The organism is Methanobacterium sp. (assembly GCA_016222945.1).
Classification (GTDB): domain Archaea; phylum Methanobacteriota; class Methanobacteria; order Methanobacteriales; family Methanobacteriaceae; genus Methanobacterium_D.
The window spans coordinates 68,682-87,685 of the sequence record JACRPY010000003.1 but is presented as its reverse complement, the minus strand read 5'-3'; the positions used below and the strand labels follow the sequence as shown (position 1 = coordinate 87,685).

Annotated in this window: 20 protein-coding genes; 5 read left to right on the top strand and 15 right to left on the bottom strand. The window is 33.4% G+C overall.

From position 1 onward, the window contains the following. Nucleotides 1–195 precede the first annotated feature (195 nt). From pgk to HZC47_05045, 3 genes are all read right to left on the bottom strand, one after another. On the bottom strand, nucleotides 196–1,425 hold the full coding sequence (gene pgk / locus HZC47_05055) for a phosphoglycerate kinase (protein MBI5680245.1): 1,230 nt from the start codon (nucleotides 1,423–1,425) through the stop codon (nucleotides 196–198). 12 nt (nucleotides 1,426–1,437) lie between these two features. Continuing rightward, nucleotides 1,438–2,118 (bottom strand): triose-phosphate isomerase, encoded by a 681-nt coding sequence (gene tpiA, locus HZC47_05050; GenBank protein MBI5680244.1) that lies wholly within the window; start codon nucleotides 2,116–2,118, stop codon nucleotides 1,438–1,440. Nucleotides 2,119–2,329: 211 nt separating this feature from the next. Further along, nucleotides 2,330–3,034, bottom strand: a complete 705-nt coding sequence (locus tag HZC47_05045) for a hypothetical protein (GenBank protein ID MBI5680243.1) — start codon at nucleotides 3,032–3,034, stop codon at nucleotides 2,330–2,332. A gap of 470 nt (nucleotides 3,035–3,504) precedes the next feature. Here HZC47_05045 and HZC47_05040 point away from each other — a divergent pair, with 470 nt between their 5' ends. From HZC47_05040 to HZC47_05030, 3 genes are all read left to right on the top strand, one after another. Further along, nucleotides 3,505–4,419, top strand: a complete 915-nt coding sequence (locus HZC47_05040) for a 4-demethylwyosine synthase TYW1 (GenBank protein MBI5680242.1) — start codon at nucleotides 3,505–3,507, stop codon at nucleotides 4,417–4,419. 110 nt (nucleotides 4,420–4,529) lie between these two features. Then, nucleotides 4,530–5,396, top strand: coding sequence for a DUF1002 domain-containing protein (locus HZC47_05035; protein MBI5680241.1), 867 nt, complete (start codon nucleotides 4,530–4,532; stop codon nucleotides 5,394–5,396). Between the two features lie 160 nt (nucleotides 5,397–5,556). Further along, nucleotides 5,557–6,639 carry a hypothetical protein gene (locus HZC47_05030; GenBank protein ID MBI5680240.1) on the top strand — a complete coding sequence of 361 codons (1,083 nt, stop codon included), beginning with the start codon at nucleotides 5,557–5,559 and terminating at the stop codon, nucleotides 6,637–6,639. Nucleotides 6,640–6,704: 65 nt separating this feature from the next. On the opposite strand, the gene HZC47_05025 is transcribed toward HZC47_05030, so the two are convergent. Next, on the bottom strand, nucleotides 6,705–7,514 hold the full coding sequence (locus tag HZC47_05025) for a metallophosphoesterase (protein MBI5680239.1): 810 nt from the start codon (nucleotides 7,512–7,514) through the stop codon (nucleotides 6,705–6,707). A 295-nt stretch (nucleotides 7,515–7,809) separates the two neighbouring features. Between HZC47_05025 and HZC47_05020 the strand changes: the two genes are divergently transcribed. Beyond that, nucleotides 7,810–8,247, top strand: coding sequence for a hypothetical protein (locus tag HZC47_05020; GenBank protein MBI5680238.1), 438 nt, complete (start codon nucleotides 7,810–7,812; stop codon nucleotides 8,245–8,247). Nucleotides 8,248–8,372: 125 nt separating this feature from the next. Further along, complete coding sequence (locus tag HZC47_05015) at nucleotides 8,373–9,389, top strand: hypothetical protein (GenBank protein ID MBI5680237.1); 1,017 nt, start codon at nucleotides 8,373–8,375, stop codon at nucleotides 9,387–9,389. Here HZC47_05015 and sucC read toward each other — a convergent pair whose 3' ends face one another. The 11 genes from sucC to HZC47_04960 form a co-directional block, all read right to left on the bottom strand. Next, nucleotides 9,390–10,493: an ADP-forming succinate--CoA ligase subunit beta gene (gene sucC, locus HZC47_05010; protein ID MBI5680236.1), complete on the bottom strand. Its 1,104-nt coding sequence runs from the start codon at nucleotides 10,491–10,493 to the stop codon at nucleotides 9,390–9,392. A 4-nt stretch (nucleotides 10,494–10,497) separates the two neighbouring features. Beyond that, nucleotides 10,498–11,052: a 2-oxoacid:ferredoxin oxidoreductase subunit gamma gene (locus tag HZC47_05005; GenBank protein MBI5680235.1), complete on the bottom strand. Its 555-nt coding sequence runs from the start codon at nucleotides 11,050–11,052 to the stop codon at nucleotides 10,498–10,500. Nucleotides 11,053–11,082: 30 nt separating this feature from the next. Further along, entirely contained in the window at nucleotides 11,083–11,955 is an 873-nt protein-coding gene (locus HZC47_05000) for a 2-oxoacid:ferredoxin oxidoreductase subunit beta (protein ID MBI5680234.1), read from the bottom strand. Between the two features lie 36 nt (nucleotides 11,956–11,991). Further along, entirely contained in the window at nucleotides 11,992–13,128 is a 1,137-nt protein-coding gene (locus HZC47_04995; GenBank protein MBI5680233.1) for a 2-oxoacid:acceptor oxidoreductase subunit alpha, read from the bottom strand. A 22-nt stretch (nucleotides 13,129–13,150) separates the two neighbouring features. Next, nucleotides 13,151–13,357 (bottom strand): ferredoxin family protein, encoded by a 207-nt coding sequence (locus HZC47_04990; protein ID MBI5680232.1) that lies wholly within the window; start codon nucleotides 13,355–13,357, stop codon nucleotides 13,151–13,153. Between the two features lie 172 nt (nucleotides 13,358–13,529). Next, nucleotides 13,530–13,898: a dihydroneopterin aldolase family protein gene (locus tag HZC47_04985; GenBank protein MBI5680231.1), complete on the bottom strand. Its 369-nt coding sequence runs from the start codon at nucleotides 13,896–13,898 to the stop codon at nucleotides 13,530–13,532. A 58-nt stretch (nucleotides 13,899–13,956) separates the two neighbouring features. Next, entirely contained in the window at nucleotides 13,957–14,688 is a 732-nt protein-coding gene (locus tag HZC47_04980; GenBank protein MBI5680230.1) for a class E sortase, read from the bottom strand. 34 nt (nucleotides 14,689–14,722) lie between these two features. Then, the gene (locus HZC47_04975) at nucleotides 14,723–15,679 is read right to left on the bottom strand and encodes a hypothetical protein (protein MBI5680229.1); all 957 of its coding nucleotides are present in this window, start codon (nucleotides 15,677–15,679) and stop codon (nucleotides 14,723–14,725) included. A gap of 44 nt (nucleotides 15,680–15,723) precedes the next feature. Then, nucleotides 15,724–17,037, bottom strand: coding sequence for a DUF515 domain-containing protein (locus tag HZC47_04970; protein ID MBI5680228.1), 1,314 nt, complete (start codon nucleotides 17,035–17,037; stop codon nucleotides 15,724–15,726). Next, nucleotides 17,027–17,737 carry an archaetidylserine synthase gene (locus HZC47_04965; GenBank protein MBI5680227.1) on the bottom strand — a complete coding sequence of 237 codons (711 nt, stop codon included), beginning with the start codon at nucleotides 17,735–17,737 and terminating at the stop codon, nucleotides 17,027–17,029. The genes HZC47_04970 and HZC47_04965 overlap by 11 nt, the downstream gene beginning before the upstream one ends. 215 nt (nucleotides 17,738–17,952) lie before the next feature. After that, nucleotides 17,953–18,630: a phosphatidylserine decarboxylase family protein gene (locus tag HZC47_04960; GenBank protein ID MBI5680226.1), complete on the bottom strand. Its 678-nt coding sequence runs from the start codon at nucleotides 18,628–18,630 to the stop codon at nucleotides 17,953–17,955. Between the last annotated feature and the right edge of the window lie 374 nt (nucleotides 18,631–19,004).

Sequence of the window (19,004 nt, the reverse complement as noted above, 5' to 3'; positions counted from 1 at the left end):
ACGGGAATTGAACCCGCGACCACGAGATTACAAGTCTCGCGCTCCACCAGACTGAGCTACCGAGGCATTTTTAGGTATTATGCATATTCCCTTAAATAGTTTTGGGTAATTCAATTATATGCAATATATAATATCTGTTAGTTTGTGTGGAATTTAATAGTCTGCAATTTTAGGTATAAAAACTTAATGGTATAATTATTTTATACCTTTTGATGCTACTTCTTGCAGTATCTCTACAACTGGAAGTTTTTCACCGGCAAGTAAGTTGATGGATGCTCCTCCACCACTGCTTATGTGATTTATTCCTAAAGATAGTCCCATATGACTTGCAGCTGCGGCTAAATGTCCTCCTCCGATTATTGAATATCCATCAGATGATGCAATAGCATTTAAAATATCGTCAGTACCTATGTTAAATCCTTCTTTTTCAAACACTCCTGCAGGGCCATTTGCAAATATGGTTTTTGCATCTCTTATAAATTGAGCGTATTCGGTTATTGTATCTGTACCTATGTCAAATATGGGCATGTTAGGAATATTTTTAACACTATATTCGTCACGTTTATCGTTTATACATACAGCTACATCTATCGGCATCTTAATTTTGCCTTTAAATTCTTTTAACAGCTGTTTACCTTTCTTTACAAAGTCGCAGTAATTTCTTTCTTTTATAAATTCTTTGTTGTATTTTCTTATGTTAATTCCTGATGCCCATAGAAATATATTTGCAACAAGGCCTGTTGTGAGTATATAATCAGCACTACCATTTCTTAAAACATTTTCTATGACCATTATGGAATCATCAACCTTAACTCCGCCTAATACATATACGCATGGCTTTTTAACATTATCTACAGCGCTGCATAAAGAATTAAGCTCATTTTCCATTACTCTGCCAGCACCAGAAGGTAAGGTTACTGCAAACCCTACAAGCGATGGCTGTGATCTGTGGGCGGCAGCAAATGCATCATTTATAAAATAATCTGCAAGGGGAGATAATTTTTGAACCATATGGGTTTCTGCCTGTAATTGTGCTTCTCTTTTTAGTATTTCTTCTGAATAGAAACGAACATTTTCTAAAAGAAGTATATCTCCTTTTTCCATTTTTTTTATAGTTGTCCTAGCAGCACTACCGAATATATCATCAATATAATTTACAGGACGGTTTAAAATATTGGAAAGGGCTTTTGCATGCTCTTCAAGTGTAGTAAAATCTTTTTTTCCAGGTCTGCTTTGATGGGCCAATATAACAGTTTTTGCACCCTTCTTAGAAATTTCGTCAATGGTTCCTGCATGTAATCTAATCCGAGTATCATCTAAGATAGTTTCACTGTTTGGATCTACAGGTGAATTTATATCCACCCTTACAAGAACGGTTTTATCATGCATATCAAAGTCGTCAATGGTATAGAATTGAAGGGACATTTTATTCACCAGTTATATTTTGCTTACAAGGTCTAAAAGGGCCTGTTTTGAGTCGTCTGCAAGGATAATTCCAGATGCAAGGAGTACACCTTCACTACCTAAATCTATCGCTGCTTTAAGATCATCTCCTGTGGAGATTCCAGCACCACAAAGTACTCTTACTTGAGGATTAATATGGTGAATCAGTTCCACAGTCTTTTCAACAATTTCTGGTTCTGCTTGAGATACAGGTATTCCTGATCCTATGAGTTCTGGAGGTTCTATAGCTACAAAATCAGGATTTAATGTTGCAGCAGCTGAACTTGTTTCTATGTTATTTGTACAGACCACACTGCTCATTCCCAGCGAAAATGTCTTTTTAACTACGGCATCAATATCAAAAAGCTGTAATCTCTGCTCAGAATGGTTTATAAGTGTTCCAACAGCTCCGGCTTCTTTTACGCATTCTGGAAGGATACTTCCTGTGTGTCCTCCGGCATCAATGGAATCCATATGTTGTGATAAGACAGGAATATCCAGTTCATTTGAAATTCTATATATGTCCCCATGTTGGGGTGCTACCATTATATTTACACCAGTTTCTTCTGCTACACTTTGACAATTTTCAGCGAGTTTTAGAGCATTTTCTCCAGTAGATTCTAAATATGTTTTAAAATTTAAAATTACAATTGGAGTTTCTTTGATTTTTTTCATAATTATCCTCCAAAAAAGCAAATATTTTCAATATTATTATTCTTTTTCTTCTTCTTCAATATAAATATTGGTGAAATACAATCCAGATATTAGAATGCTTAAAAAATAGTTATATAATGAGGGTTTGATGGAATTCAATTCATTAAATTTAGAAAATAAAAAAAATAAAGTTGTAGTCATTGACTGTTGCTGGTTTATGTGAGTAATAGCATTATACAAATAGATAATGGTATCCATAACTTCTGTATGGTGCTGTTTCCCATTGGCCGTTTCGTTTTACTTGAACTGATCTATGTTGGCTTGAATAGCTTGTTGCGTATTGAATAACTCTTGATTCGTATCCTGCGGCTTGGAATTTGGTGTTTAACCAGTCGCTCATTGCCCAGCAGTCACCTGCACCGTACTGTTCTAATTCAGCACCAGTGTGGTGTGCACCACTGTATCCAAATCTGCTACCAGATACCATAATTCCGTTTAAAGTTGGATCATCGCTCCATGATCCTGTAGTTGCGCTAGGTCTGTAACTGCTTGAGCTATAGCTTGAAGCTGCAGAAACGCTGTTGTAAGATTTGGTTACCCACTTGTATTTCCACTTGCCTTTGTATTTGTATCTTACTTTCACTTTTTTAGTTTTTTTAGTGGCCTTCACTTTTTTAGTAGATTTCGCTTTAACTCTTTTTTTTGAAGTCTTTTTAGTAGACTTCGCTTTAACGCTCTTAGAAGCTGCATTAACTTCTAAAAAGCCCGTGTTTTCATTTAAACCAATATTTGCATTTTTGTCCGATGCTATTTGGTTTGATGTCCCTCCTATTGAGGGAAGTATGCACATTGCCATAGCTAATGTTAGTAACAACGCACACGTCTTTCGTCGCTTAATTGTACCGCCTCCGTGTCCCATAGTACTAAATGTACTCACTTGGAACGTTTTGGACAATAAAATAATGATCAAAAGATCATATATAAATCTTTTGGTTTTTTCCTCTCAAAAACGCGCGCATAGCGTCTTTTTTATGATTTAAAGCTTGTTTAGAGTTGATTTAAAATAGGAAGTAATGAGAATGAGACTTAGTTCTGTTTTTCAATGAATTAAATTATATTAAACCTTATTTTCTTAAAATAAGTTTATTTAATACCTTATTTTGGCCAAGTTATTTATGGAAACTGTACTAACATTATATTCAAAACTTTGATGTATAAATAAGATACATTTCATGCTTAATTACAATATATAGTTGATTAATCTTCTTAATTCATGCTAAAAATGATTATAATGAGGTTTTCCTCAAAAAATGAATTATTTCAAATTTGACATTAGTTTATATGGTATTGACAAATAATTACATAATAAATTCAGTATAAAAATAACAAAATTATAACAGGATTAAAATGTCACTTTCAAATGAAAATCTCAAAAAACTTGAAAAAATAGGGTACCGCTTTGTGGGAACCGAAAGGCATGCTGCAGCTAAAGTTTGCCACTGGACTAAAAAAAGCATACTTGATGAGGGTGAGTGCTACAAACAGAAATTTTATGGTATAGATAGCCATAGATGCCTTCAAATGTCTCCAAGTATTCCTTTTTGCCATCAAAAATGTTTATTTTGTTGGAGAGATGTTTCTGTAACGGAAACTGAATGGAAAGGAAGTTATGATGAGCCAGGAGAAATAATTGATGGATGTATTGATGCTCAAAGAAACCTTCTTTGCGGCTTTTTTGGAAATGAAAAGTCTAATAAGAAGAAACTTGATGAATCACAAGACCCAAAACATGCTGCAATCTCGCTTGCAGGCGAGCCAATGATTTATCCAAAAATAAACGATTTGATTGAGGAATTCCACAGAAGAAAGTTTACAACTTTCCTGGTAACAAATGGAATGACTCCAGAAAAGCTTGCAAACCTCAAAGAAGAACCAACTCAACTTTATATATCGTTGGATGCTCCAAACAAAAAGATATTTGAAAAATTATGCATTCCCCAAATAGATAATGGATGGGATAATCTAAATAAAAGCCTTGATTTGCTTTCAAGCTTCAAATGTCGGAAAGTTTTGAGAATGACATGTGTAAAGGATTATAATATGCAGAATGTTGAAGAATATGCCGATATAATAAAAAGAAGTAATCCTGATTTTGTTGAAGTTAAGGCATACATGTATGTTGGAGAATCCAGAAAAAGATTAAAATGGGAAAATATGCCGTCTAATCAGGAAATATACGATTTTGCAGAGGATGTTGCCAAAGAATGCGGTTTAGAAGTTAAAGACAGAGTATATGAAAGTAGAGTGGTGCTTTTAGCTTAATTTTATGATATTATGGTTTAAGCATTAGATGCTTAAATTCATTTTGTTTTTGTGCAGAACCCATATTTTTTTATTTAACCATGATTATAAATCAATGCAGAGGTGATTTAATGAAAAAATTAATAGCAGGAATACTGCTGCTGCTGATGGTTATAAGTCCGATATATGGTGCTTCAGGATTTGCAGTGACCTTTGGGGAAGCGACATACAATAATCCTTCCTGGAAAGCCTCAACATTGAGTTATTTCCAATCCAACACTGATAAAAACATAAATGATGCTACTACTAAAGTTATAACTGCATCTGAAGTAAATCAAGTTGCTAAAGGAATAACTGGAAGAGTATACTCCTCAAGCCAAATATATTCCAGCGCTATGGTGGATTTAAGTTATAATAGTGGAATTAAAATAATAGTAGATAAAAGCAAAATTGGGGTTGTTACTCCTAAAATGTATGCTAATGCATTAAAATCTTCAGGAATTGAAAATGGGTACGTTGTAGTTACAGCACCAGTTCAATCATCTGGTGAAGCTGCTTTAACTGGGGTATTAAAATCTTATGAAATAGCAGTAGGTGCACAAATTCCAGAAAGCGCAAAAAAAGCTGCAACAGAAGAGTTATACACAGAATCTCAAATAGCAAACCAGACTGGTCAAAATCCGGACAATGTGGCAAGCCTGTTTGAACAGGTTAAAAACGAAGCTCAAAAACAGAATTTACAGGATCCAGCTCAAATAAAAATAATTGTAATTAACATAGCTAACAACATGAACATAAATATCAGTGACCAACAAGCCCAACAAATTGCAGATGCCATCGCAAATTCTCAAAAAGTACAGGGAGATCTAACTGGGTTTAAACAACAGTTACAAAATGCTACAAATCAGGCAACCCAGGCTGGAGGAATATTAGATCAGATAATGAACTTTTTAAAAGGCATTTATAACTCTATTATGGGTTTAGCAGGACAACAATAATTAATTATAACTGAAAATATGCTCCTATTATTTTCAGTTATTTTTTCTACTTTTTAATAAAGGTTATATTCTACTAAAAACAAGGTTATTACAATAAAATTACAATAAATTTAGTATATCTATCATAGAATACTTAAGACAATCATTTGCAGTGATCAAAATGTTAATAGCGGAAAATCATCTTCAACTAATACTGGAGTTTGCATTGATAATACATTTGGGAGTCATACTTCTTTTCAATGTTGTTTCAATTCCTTTAAGTATGGTCCTTTTCATTGCACTTATATTAACTGTTCTTCTTGCAGCGGTATTTGGTATAGATGCAACTTTCCTTTTCTTACCCTTTGTATCACAACATGAATTCACGCATCCATTTGGTGCGCTTGCTGTTTTTGCATGGACTACACTTGCAGCCTCTGCAAGCCTTCTAAGTGAGGTTGAAATCAAATCTACATCAATTAAAACAATGTCAATCATTCTTTTCGTGATAATAGCTATTGTCGGAAGTTTGATGCATAGATCATTTTTAATATTATGGGTTTTGGGATGGATAGTTGGAACTTTGATCATGTCCAAAAGCTTTAAAAGAAGCTCTAAGTTAACTCCAAAAAGAGTTGGAGGGGTGATAATTGCAGGGATAGCTGGATTGGGTATTCTTGAATTATTGTCGAGGCTTTTTAATGTAACTATTTTAAGCCCACTTTTAAGACTCTCTAGAATTGAAGATAACTCCTTCCCCAGTCTGGTAATGGTTTTAAAAAACACTACTTTATGGGGACATGTCCAGGGGTCTTGCTACTGGGGAAGCCAATGTCTTGGGGGGTCAGATGGTTATATTTCAGTTCCAATGAATTTAATTCACTTTTTAACTCTCCCATTCCCTCTGTTTTATGGAGTTTTAGTTACAAAAAAGGATTACATTGATTATATGCTTCCAGGAATATTTGGGGTTGCGTTTGATTTTGGATTTATATCTCTTATCGCATTCATGGGTTGGTGTATGGTTGTAATATGTACGGGATTCTATGTATTAAGAAAATATAGGACTAAAAGGAAGAATGGGAGTAGAATGTACCTTGGAAGAGAAGCAATGCTTATTGGAGCACTTACGGCATTTATAACTCAGGCAATTATTGGCCTTTTCCTATTTAACAGAACTTTTAATGGTTCTGCAATGTTAACGTTTATGTTGCTTTCTGCATTGGTTATAGCCCATGTGGTAACAATAAGAAGAAGACTTTAACTTATTTTTAGTATATCTCTTTAATTTTTAATTTGTATCAACACGAATTATTTAATAATTTTTTGTTATTTCCTTTTTAATTCAATTAAAATGATTTGAGGCTTTGCAAAGAACCTCGCAGGAAGTATAATTGTGCCAATACCATTACTTACGATTAAAGTAGCGTTATCTTCTTTTTTCAAACCATTCATATATTTATTTCCATATTCAGAATGTGTGATTGGTGCCCAAAGCCCAAAAAATGTAATTTGACCTCCATGGGTGTGCCCAGAAAGTACTAAATCGACTTTGGATTTATCAACCTTTGGAAAAAAGTCAGGATTATGGGATAGAAGCATTACAAAATCATTTACACTTACATTATTTATTGTAGGCTCTTCAGCGGGATCATCGGTAATATAATCTCCAACTCCGCCCAATCGGATTTTAGAATTGTTTTTTTCAATCCAAATACCCTTGTTATCAATATAAGTGATATTCGCAATTTTCATAGCATTAATTGATTCATTTTTAGGGTCATTGTTTCCTAAAATTCCATATACACCTAAAGGGGCCTTTAATTTGGATAATTTCAAAAAGCAAGGGTTAATATATTGAGAATCATCACTTACATAGTCTCCACCAAGTACAATTAAATCAGGATTTAACGCATTAACTTGGTTTACAAGATTTTCTGTTCTTTGTTCATCAAAGAATGGCCATGACCCACAGTGAATATCAGATAAAAAAACAATTTTTGTACCATCGAATTCTGCAGGGATCTGATTGGACTCAATCACAACATCCTTGGTTTCAATGAAATAAGGCTCAATTAAACTATAAGCTAATAAAGAAACTATGATTATAACAACTGCCAGAACAATCTTTTTATACATGGGGTGCCTCAGTACTATTTTCAATATACTATATCTATACTCATTCTTTAATTTTTTTAAATTAAAAGGAATTAATGAAAGGTTATTATTTCGTATTAAAACATTTAATTACATGATTAAATAATATAAGCTTTTTTATTCAATTATAATGAAAATAAAATTACATTTTGATATTAATTTTTTATAAATGCATATATAAAATTATGATGGTTATAATATGAAATATATATTTTATATATTCCTATTTTCAAATTATTAATTATGGGAATTGCAATGGTTTAAGGTGAGGAGTCAGATGTTTGGAATGACTAAAAAACAATTTTTAAAAAGAAGCAAAAAATGTACAGGCGAAACAGGTGCATTAATTCTTTTAATTAGAGAAATCATGAATAAAGAAATTCATGGTAAAACCAGCAACCGTGAAACATCCAAACAAATAGAAATTATCCGAAAAGACATAGAATCAATATTTTTTGAATTTGAAAAATTGAAACCTCCATCTAAATGTTTTCCATTAAAACAAAGAATAATACATGTTTTAATTAATTTTCAAGAAGTTATAGTTGTATATTCTGAGTATTTAACTGCTTCAAGAGAAGAAATGGAAGAAAAATCTCAGAATAAATTAAAAGAATCCCAAGAGTTATTAGAAGAATTCCGTAAAGAGTTCCATAGTGTAACTGGAGAAGTGAACTCGCTTTTAAATCAACCTTTTTTCAAAAAAAAGGATTGATCAAAAAATCCTCGCTACGCTGCGGAAAGAATAAATCAATGCATATTAAAATAATTTTTTAAGGGTTAACTCCAATAAAAATTTTACCTAAACATTTTTATATTTGTATTAATAGTTTATTTAACATGAATCAAGATATTTATTTTCCTTTGAGAAGTAATTTAGATTTCTTTGAAAAAAGGGCAAATCAACCAGATTTAATATCTAAAATTAAGCAATCAGTATTGATGTATGAAAATATATATTTTGATGCAGGGGCATATGAGTTATCATGTGGTGATAATGGCTCATTTAGTAATTATTTCCCTCCAGAACAAATACATGATCTGGATTTAGATGTTCCTGAATCTACCCGCACGGGTTCTCATGTAATTATGCAACTTGAACCAAATGGTCGGCCATTTTGCCCTATTCCTCCCAGTGATAATAGTAAAAGTTATACAGTTTGTTTTCAGAAATTGATTTATGATATAGGAATTCAAAATGAGAAATTTATTAATTTTGGAATTTATAATCTCACAAATTATGGAAAAGGACTTTTAAGAAAAAGTGTTTGGGATACTAGGGAATATAAGAAATATATTGATGGAGAAACTTTTTTTAAAGATAAAATACTTGAAAATTTCCACTTTTCTTTACTCTGTTCTGAATCTATTAAAACCCCAATGATGATTGACAGTTTACATGATAGATTAGTGGATAATATCAATAAAGACATTATTAGAAAAGCGGATATGCGTTTAGAGATATTCAATAAGATTAATGATTTATTGAAATTTATAATTCCCGATTTTTCATCATTATCAGTAGATGAAATTCTAGATTTAAGAAAAGATAATTTATTTAACAATTTTAGAGACAAACTTCTAAAAATAAATGAATTTTCGATTAAAAATGAAATTGAAAATAATGAAAAAATAGAAATTGAAGCGTTATTTTTAAAGGAATTAATGGAAGAAGCTATAGAATTTGCGCCTTCAGATAAAAAACTCCAAATAAGTGGTGTTTTAATGCTTTTGGGTTTTTTACCATACATTGGGAATGTTGCTTCTCTGGGAAACTACTTAAACGAGATCAAAACATTCACAGATTTTGAAAATAGTTCTATGGCATTTATAATAAAATATAGTAATAAAAAATGATTATAGGGCGTTACAGAGTTCAACAGCCTTCTGCGCAGCATCTTCCATAGATGTCTCAAATGAAACACCAGCTTCAGTTAAAATTCGTTGCCCTTCCTCTTCATTTGTACCTGTAAGTCTAATAACAAGGGGAACTTCACGTTCAGCACTATCTAAAACGTCTATAACGCCATTTGCCACATCATCTGCTCTTGTTATTCCTCCAAGCACATTTAAAAATATTACTTTAACGTTAGGTTCTGCTATTACAAGATTTATGGCACGGGCAATGTTACTTTGCGATGCACCGCCGCCAATATCAAGAAATGTGGCTGGGTTTCCACCATAAAGATTTATCATGTCCATACCTGTTAAAGTAAGCCCTGCACCGTTTCCTATAACTGCAATATCGCCATCAAGAGTTACGTATGCAAACTCATCCTTTTTTGATTCTTCCATATCTGAAAACTCTTTATGCCTCCAAAGAGCATCATCATCAATTTCAAGCTTTGCATCTGCAGCAATAAGTCCTTCTGGAGTTAAAACCAGTGGATTGATTTCAGCAATTGTTGCATCGTATTTTTTAAATACATTGAATAATTTATGTATGAATCCAGCCATACTGGAAATCATTTCATTGGGAATACCCATTTTAGCTGCAATCCCTCGTGATTGGTAGGGCATGAATTCATCAAGAGGATTAACATGATATTTAATTATTTTATCAGGATTTTTAAGTGCCACTTCTTCAATATCCACACCACCTTCAGTGCTTGCCATTATAAGTGGTTTTTTAGCGGATCTATCCATAACAACACTTATATAAAACTCTGACTGGATATTGATTTTCTCTTCAACAAGAACTTTATTTACGGGTTCTCCTTTAATTTTAATTCCTAAAAGTTCTTCTGCAACAGTTTGAGCATCTTCTGGAGTATCTGCAAATTTAATACCTCCAGCTTTTCCCCTCCCACCAATAAGAACCTGGGATTTTAAAGCAACAGGCTTATTTATATTCTCAGCAGCTTTCAGTGCTTCTTGAGGGTTATTTACAACATAACTTGAGGGTACTGGGATCCCTGCATTTTTAAATATTTCTTTTGCACTGTATTCAAAGAATTTCAATGTATTAACCTCCACTTACAAGTTCCATACCTGCTTCGAAGGCAGCAATGTTTTTAGCTTCTGTTCCTGGAGGAACACTTTCAGCTATGGCTTTCCTTGCAGCATCTTCTGAAACAACGTTAGTTGCCTTGATTATGGCTCCAATCATCACAATATTAGCTACAATACTAATTCCAATCTTTTCTGTGGCTGTTTTTGTTGCTGGAGCTTTAAAATATTTAATTTCATGTTTTTTAATGAATGGAAGTATATCTTCTTCCTTTATCATATCAGGGTCAACGATTAGTATTCCATTGTCTTTTAAACCGTCTAAATATTTTATTAGCGCCTCATGGGACATTGCAACAAATATATCTGGATACTGTATCTTGGGATAGTCTATTTCTCCATCACTTATAACCACTTCAGTTCGTGAAGCGCCACCTCTTGCTTCAGGACCATATGACTGTGTTTGAACAGCAAATAAATTATCATGAAGAGATGCAGCCTTTCCAATTACAATCCCTGCAAGAATAATTCCCTGACCACCAAATCCTGCAATTCTTACATCTTTTCTCAATTTAAACCCTCTCATATATAATTAATAACATTATAATTCAGTTTTATAAGCTGAATTAACTGATGCTGGTGTTCCTGTGGTGCATTTCTCATTGATTAATGCACATAAAGATTCTGAAAATTCAGACTTTTGTTTATTTACAAAATCACCAACAATAAGTTTCCCTTCAAGTTCTTCTTCACTCAATGTGTCTGCTTTTCTTTTAACAATACTGTTTTCTTTCATCCAATTCATCATGTCCACAGGAGACCTCATTTTATTTTTTCGGCCGAAATATGTGGGACATTGAGACACAACTTCTATAAATGAGAATCCTTTGTTTTGAAGGCCTTTTTTAATGGCATTTGAAAGTTGAACAGGATGTGCGGTAGTCCATCTTGAAACATAGGTTGCACCAGCAGCTGTCACAAGCTCAGCCAGATTAAACGGCTTTTCAATAGCTCCATAAGGTGCTGTACTTCCAAAACTACCTTGGGGAGATGTTGGACTTATTTGCCCTCCAGTCATCCCATAAATGCTGTTATTTATACAAATTACAGTAAGATCTATGTTTCTTCTTGCCCCATGAATGAGGTGATTTCCTCCAATAGCTGCAGCATCACCGTCTCCACTAAATACAACTACATCCATATCAGGATTTCCTAATTTAACTCCTGTTGCAAATGCAATAGGTCTTCCATGAGTTGTGTGAAGTGAATCGCATTTAATGTAACCGGGTATTCTTGATGAACAACCAATTCCAGAAACCATAGTAATATTATCCAGACTTTTTTCTGCCATTTCCATGCCATTAAAGAATGTGTTTATAGCAATTCCATTTCCACATCCAGCACAAAAGATAGTAGGCATTCGTTCTCTTCTTAAATAATCCATAAAACGATTCCCTTTCGTTTTATCTTCCATTTCTTCATCTCCTGAAATTATATAACTAAATAATGTTTATTCGCATGATTCTATTATTTTTAGGATTTCGTCAGGGCGATGCATCTCGCCTCCAATTTTAGGAAGCAGTAATACTTCAGCATTGCCTTTTGCAACTCGTTCTACTTCATGAACAATCTGCCCAAGATTCATTTCAGCTACAATTATATGTTTTGCTTGTTTAGCTGCTGATTCAATGATTTCATCGGGGAATGGCCATATAACATCTAATTTAATATGTCCTGCTTTAATACCTTCATCACGTGCATGTTTTACTGCAGTAATTGCTGATCTAGATGGTGCACCATATGAAACAACAATAACATCTGCATCCTCTGTATGTAACTCATTTACACGTGTTAATTCCTTGCGATGTTTATTTATTTTATCACAAAGTCTTTTTACAAGTTTTGCATGAGATTCAGGACTGGATGCATCAGGATAACCTCTCTCATCATGTGTAAGTCCAGTAATATGCATTGTATAACCTGATCCAAATGGAGGCATTGATGGAGGTGCACTATCAAAATCTGCTTTATAAGGTAGGAATGTTTCAGGCCCTTCTTCAGGCATTTTCCTTGGATATATTTCTACATTATCGGGAACTGCAATTTTTTCTCTCATATGGCCTACAATTTCATCAGCCATTACCATAACAGGGACTCTGTATTTTTCTGCTAAGTTAAATGCTTCTGCTGTAAAATCAAAGCATTCTTGAACTGATGATGGTGAAAGAGCTATTATTTCATAATCTCCATGTGATCCCCATCTTGCTTGCATCATATCGCTTTGAGATGCCATTGTAGGCTGTCCAGTAGAAGGGGAACCTCGCTGCATGTTCACAATAACAAGAGGAGTCTCGGTCATAACTGCATAACCTAAATGTTCTTGCATTAGGGAGAATCCTGGCCCTGAAGTGGCTGTCATTCCTTTATTCCCGCTCCAAACAGCACCAATAACTGCACCAAGGGCAGAAATCTCATCCTCCATTTGTATGAATGATCCGCCCTCTTTTGGTAGGAATACTGCCATATCTTCTGCAATTTCAGTGGAAGGAGTTATGGGGTAACCTGCAAAGAAGCGGCATCCTGCTTTTATCGCACCTCTTGCACATGCTTCATTCCCTTGTATAAAATAATTCGTGATATTTGCCATTTTAAAGTCTCCAACAATTTTTTTATTCTTCTTTTTCATCTACGTGTATGGCCTGATCTGGACATAAAAGAACGCAAAGATTGCATTTTGTACATTCTTCCTCATTTATAGGTATGGGGAGATGCACTCCTTTCTTGTCAAGTTCTTTGGATTGTTCATAAACTTTACGGGGGCAAAATTCTGTGCATATGTTGCATCCTTTGCATAAATTTTCATCAACTTTTATCATATTAATCCCTGAATAAGAAATTTAAATTAAAAAAGTACTTTATCAAATTGATATGTGTTCCTAATAATATAAAAAACAGACGTATAATGAGGTTAATTAATAAATTTACTTTATTAAATCGGCATCAAATCAATTGGATTTTTAAATAAAATAAATGAAAGGGGCTTTTTGTTTAATCTACCTTTTCAACATACATTAATGGATAATTAAGTTCTTCAATAAATTCCATACGTAAAACTGCTCTTTTATCATTGTATTTTGATACAACTTTTATATTCATCATTTCGCCACTTAATGATACATAATCAAACTCGCTTTTAGAATCTTCAAGCATTTCTCTATCTATTTTAACTTCAACTTCCATAATACATGGCTGGAGCTCCATAGCATGTTTTATAGATTTTTCAAGTGTTGCAGCGCTTTCAACAGTTACAGGAGTTCCAACAAACTGGTGAAACAAGGCCCCCATAGTGATAGCCCCTTCAAATATCACCCTCTCTCTACTTGAAATGTTTTTGAAATATTTGCTGTCTACATCCATAGAATCACTAAATTAATTGTATCATAATTTGATTAATAAATTTAATTATAAATTCAGTTTAACCACCAAACCAACTGCTGATATTAGATATTCCTGATGTTACATTATCTGGAGGAACAGGGAACAAATAGCCTAATAATAAAAAGAAAGTGAGTACAAGGGTGGTTATGAATAAAAGTATCTTATCATCATTTACAGGATATAAATAGGTTAAAGTCAATCCTGTTCCTAAAAATATTAATATAAACAATAATGAATATGAAAATGATGGACTTGAACTTGTTTTTGTGTCATTTACATATTTGAATGGATATATATTGGTTTGATTAGCCTGTATAATGAGTCTTTGTTTAGTTGATCCTAAAGGGTAACAAGTAATTAAAAAAAGTGTTTTTCCTTGCTCGATGGATAAACGATATGATGCAGGAACAACAAATGAATTTACTACTCTATATTCAACATTACCTATTCCCGGCCATGCTACAGTTATATTATCTCCATTTTTAAGCTTATCTAAATTTAAAAAAGGAGAACCATAGAATGTTCTATGTCCAAATAATGCTACTGTACCCAAACCTGCCTTTGCAGATTTTGGTTCATGATATATTCCGTAATCTATGGATTTGTTATTGATACTTTGATCAATGCCAATTGCAGGTATTTCTAAATAGGGAACAGTGGATCTATTCTCCTGAATATTTTCTGTAGATGAATAATAACTTACTTCCACTAAAAAATAGAGTGAGATGATTACCATCCCTATCATAATGAAAACTGTTGATAATTTCATGTAATTCTCTGTTAAATTATTGTTTGTTTTGGATTTATCTCATGAATCTGGCATAAATTAGTCCGCCAGCAGCTAAAACTCCTCCAATTACAAACAATCCGTAGGGTACTCCTGTTTCTGGTGTGGGTACTGATGATGTTTTTGTAGTTGCACTAGTTTTGGGTACTGATGTTGAGGGAGATGAGAAAGTTCCTGTTGTTGATGAAGAAGAACCTGAAGGCCATTCATAAGTGTAAGTGAACCATGCTGAAGCACCAGCTCCGAGGTTAACGTCCCATGACGCAATATCCATTAATAGTTTTTTTTCAATGAAAGTAATTCGGGGGTTGCTATATGTAAGTTTTGAATCTGTAGGTACAATTGGTGCTCTTACTATTCCGTGTACACGGCATGTTTTTACATTTGTAAGTAAGAATGAAAATGTTCCTTTCCAGTGTTGAAGATCCAGGTTAGGATTTAAATATTCAATTTCATTAGGTATGAAAAATGAATTCATCATCCCTGGATCGGGAATTAAAGGCCAGTATGTGTTTGGAACTGCACCTGCGTTAAATATATAAGAGGGAATATCTCCCATTGGTCCAACTGCATGTAGTTTGAATGCTATGTCCTTTGTTTCTCCTGGATTGATTTTCCATCCCATATCTCCGCCTAATTCGGGGCTAACTGCATCTACCATTTTAACTGCGGGAGGGGATGTCCAGTCAATAATCCATTGTATTGTGGAACCTTCAACCAGACTTCCAGTGTATACATTACTTATTTTGAAATATTGAATATGATCTGCATTGTTCTTTATTCGAACATGGATTGTTGCTGTAAGTCCACTAAAATAAACACTTGAGTCATTGGCTTGTATCCATGCTTCTGCGTTATTGTTTTGCCACCATTGGTCTACACCATAAACTGCATTATTATTGGCTGTAATGCCACATATCACTCCGAATGTTAATAGGATAATAATACCCACACATAATTTATTTATATCCATTTAAATTCCTCTTTATACTATTTTAACGATTAATTAGATATTATTCATCCGTATATTGCTTTAAGCTCCTTAACCATCCAGTTAGGTGCTTGTTGGGTTGGAACAGTTAATATTACATTGTTCATATTTTGAATGAGGAATATTGCGTTTTCCCTTGGAACTTCCAGCAGCAATAGATATTGTGCATCAAGTTCTCCCAGGTTTGAAGTTCTTTCAAAGTCGGATAACCTCCAGCCATAAGAGTTTAGATAAGTGCTTACTTCGTTTTCATCCCAATTTCTGGCAGAAACAGCCCTTATAAGTTGCTCAACATCTTGAGTGGCGGATTCACTACGTGAACTCATTTGAACTAAATTATTAATAGCCATATCTTGTGCATGTGATTTATTTGCCACTATAACTCCACTGTCCTTGGCTCTTAATATTGCAAGAACAGTTGCTCCGCTTATATTAGGAGTATTAGTCGTATTGTTTGCTACTGTCGTATTTGATGTTGCATTCATCAAATACACATCAACAGAGTTTCCAACATTTACTAAACCTCCTGCAGCTTGCAGCCTTGAAACGATTATTGGAATAGCTACAGTGTCAGGTTTCTTAACTGTTATGTCGACTAAACTTTTTGCATCTAATTGGGTATTTACAACAGCTTGCGCGTCAGCAGCTTTTAATACTACGTTCTTTTGACCACCTGCAGCATAAACAAACATAACTCTTCCATATGGATCCGTTTGATTCGTAATTTGCCCGGATTGGTATTCCCGCCATGCTTGTGTTGCAGGAACCATTACATCTATAGCATCTACTTGAAATGGTGTCTGTGCACTGTCAATTTGAATTCGAAGGTCTATCCCTCTTGGATCCGTTGTTAATGGACCTGTAAAGTATGTGTTGACCTCATTGATTTTGGCTTGTTTAGCAGCATTAAATGCTTCAGTATAAGGTGCCTGAATGAAGAAATAATATAATGCTCCACCTAGTACAATTATTATAAATGCAACAACTACTAACCCTATAAGCGTTTTTTGGTCGTCATCTTGAATTTTTCTTCCAAAACCGCCCCTTACACCACTTCCACCACTTCTTATTGGCCTCTTGCTGTCAGATTTCCTTTGTGGGGGCCTTAACCTTGGCGTCTCACCAGGTTTGGCCATTGGTTTAGGCATAGGCTTGGGCATCTTTCTTTCTGGAGGATTTTTCTTTGCTTCTTTTGGGGGATTGTCTGATTTTCCCGTTACTTTCCCCACCATACCTTTCAGGCGTCCTCCTATATCAGAATCATTTTTCTTTTTATTATTCCCTCGAAGATCAGGGGCATCTTTATCATCTTTCTTTTTTCCACGTATTTTATCTAACATTCGGACCACTTCTAATGAATCTGGTATATAAATCTATAATTGGCACAACTATTAAATATAGTAGTATAATGATAAATAAAAGCTTTGCGGGTAAATATGAAATATTCGATAAAAAATTTTGAGGTAAAAGTGTCGCCACTACCAAAATACTACTTACAGCTACTATTTTAATGTCTCTAAATTTAGGATAGTTAATGGTACTTATCATAAGTAATGATACTATTCCCATGATAACAAGTGCTATATCTGCTTGGAATAATCCTGAAAGGAAAAATGATCCGAGCACTAGAGCAGTTACAGGGATAGGTAATCCTATAAATTTATCATCAGATGCATCTGTAATTACGTTGAACCTTGAAAGCCTTAATAATCCACATATAACTATTAAAAGAGCAACAGCTAAGTTTAAATAAGGCGCTCCAAAGGACGAGTAAGACATATACAAAAGCATTGCCGGAGCAACACCAAAAGATATGATATCTGATAAAGAGTCAATATTTTTACCAAAACCATATTCGTCTTCTCTGTTTATCTTCCTAGCAACCCATCCGTCAAGTGCATCAAATATAACGGCTAATAAAATAAATTTAGCTGCTAATACTAAATTACCCATTGTTATCATCACAATGGACAAAAATCCGGAGGATGCATTTGCAATTGAAACTAAATCTGCAACAGATGTATAATGTCGTATATTCATATTAAACTCACGTTTAATTCATTAATAACTCATTATACATATACTTTATTGAAATTGCACTATATTGAATAGTCAGATTCAATGACTTTGGGATGTTTATGGGAGTATCAAGCAACTCGGCAAATTGATAATTCCATTTTTTTTTCTAATAAATTTAAAATTTCTAATAATTAATATGTACTTTATTTAATTGTGTAATGTTATACGTGTCATCATCACGGGTTTGTTTTATCCTCTGCCATTATTGCAATTATAGTTTCTGCAGCTTTTGGTTTTTGTCCTTCTTTAACCAGTAATTTACTGTTCTTGCAAGGCAATATTAGATCTACTCTTGATCCAAATTTTATCATTCCGAGTCGGTCTCCTACTTTTACTTCATCACCTATTTTGACGTATTGAACTATACGTCGTGCAATAAATCCTGCAATTTGGATAACACCAAATTTTCCATATTCAGATTCAATAACTATTAAATTTTTTTCATTTTCTGTTTCAATATCTCCAAAAGCCATTTTAAATTTCCCGGGATGATATTTTGTTTCTATAATTTTCCCAGAAATAGGTGATCGGTTTACATGAACATCAAAAGGAGACATGAACGTGCTTACGCGAATTCCTTTTTCTCCTTCATCGATTATTTGTTCCATTAAAGGGTCGTCGTGTTCAACTATTTCGATTTTATCAATTTTTCCCTTTAGTATTCTCCCATCGGCAGGAGCTACTACAGCTCCTTTTTCTGTTGGTACTTTACGTTTCGGGTCTCTGAAAAATTGCATAAGGAATGCAATAGCTGAAAAAATAATGAAACTCAGTAGAAAGTATCCAAACAGGAATGGTAAAACTGCTAATGTTAATAATATGCCTGCTTTTTTTAAAGTTCCTTTAACGAACATATGAACCTCATATTCTAATAATCAATTAAATTTGAATCAATATTATGTATACAATTGATTGACTTTAAAATTTTTTTATATTACTCTTTATTATTTATCGTACTATTTTGAATTAAATTTTAATATTAAAGCTGTTTTTGCTTAATATTATAAAATAATGAATAAACATACATTATTTTGTCAAAAAACTTAATTAGTTAAACACATTAAGATATTAATGCATATATACCTATTCTATCAATTTATAAAAGTTTATTAATTATACCAATATTATATTGTCATAATATACTTTAGAATATCTAATTAAAATATAATTAATTTTATACTTAATATAAGTAAATTTATAGTGTATACAATTCAACTAAAATAAATAA

What these genes read in the sequence shown, in the direction of transcription:
- HZC47_05025 (MBI5680239.1), bottom strand. Translation starts at nt 7,514, where the DNA reads ATGTATAAAAAGATTGTTCTGGCAGTTGTTATAATCATAGTTTCTTTA.
- HZC47_04995 (MBI5680233.1), bottom strand. Translation starts at nt 13,128, where the DNA reads ATGGCAAATATCACGAATTATTTTATACAAGGGAATGAAGCATGTGCA.
- HZC47_05040 (MBI5680242.1), top strand. Translation starts at nt 3,505, where the DNA reads ATGTCACTTTCAAATGAAAATCTCAAAAAACTTGAAAAAATAGGGTAC.
- HZC47_04965 (MBI5680227.1), bottom strand. Translation starts at nt 17,737, where the DNA reads ATGAATATACGACATTATACATCTGTTGCAGATTTAGTTTCAATTGCA.
- HZC47_04990 (MBI5680232.1), bottom strand. Translation starts at nt 13,357, where the DNA reads ATGATAAAAGTTGATGAAAATTTATGCAAAGGATGCAACATATGCACA.
- HZC47_05030 (MBI5680240.1), top strand. Translation starts at nt 5,557, where the DNA reads ATGTTAATAGCGGAAAATCATCTTCAACTAATACTGGAGTTTGCATTG.
- HZC47_04960 (MBI5680226.1), bottom strand. Translation starts at nt 18,630, where the DNA reads ATGTTCGTTAAAGGAACTTTAAAAAAAGCAGGCATATTATTAACATTA.
- tpiA (MBI5680244.1), bottom strand. Translation starts at nt 2,118, where the DNA reads ATGAAAAAAATCAAAGAAACTCCAATTGTAATTTTAAATTTTAAAACA.
- HZC47_04975 (MBI5680229.1), bottom strand. Translation starts at nt 15,679, where the DNA reads ATGGATATAAATAAATTATGTGTGGGTATTATTATCCTATTAACATTC.
- HZC47_04980 (MBI5680230.1), bottom strand. Translation starts at nt 14,688, where the DNA reads ATGAAATTATCAACAGTTTTCATTATGATAGGGATGGTAATCATCTCA.
- pgk (MBI5680245.1), bottom strand. Translation starts at nt 1,425, where the DNA reads ATGTCCCTTCAATTCTATACCATTGACGACTTTGATATGCATGATAAA.
- HZC47_05035 (MBI5680241.1), top strand. Translation starts at nt 4,530, where the DNA reads ATGAAAAAATTAATAGCAGGAATACTGCTGCTGCTGATGGTTATAAGT.
- HZC47_04985 (MBI5680231.1), bottom strand. Translation starts at nt 13,898, where the DNA reads ATGGATGTAGACAGCAAATATTTCAAAAACATTTCAAGTAGAGAGAGG.
- HZC47_05015 (MBI5680237.1), top strand. Translation starts at nt 8,373, where the DNA reads ATGAATCAAGATATTTATTTTCCTTTGAGAAGTAATTTAGATTTCTTT.
- HZC47_05020 (MBI5680238.1), top strand. Translation starts at nt 7,810, where the DNA reads ATGTTTGGAATGACTAAAAAACAATTTTTAAAAAGAAGCAAAAAATGT.
- HZC47_05000 (MBI5680234.1), bottom strand. Translation starts at nt 11,955, where the DNA reads ATGGAAGATAAAACGAAAGGGAATCGTTTTATGGATTATTTAAGAAGA.
- HZC47_04970 (MBI5680228.1), bottom strand. Translation starts at nt 17,037, where the DNA reads ATGTTAGATAAAATACGTGGAAAAAAGAAAGATGATAAAGATGCCCCT.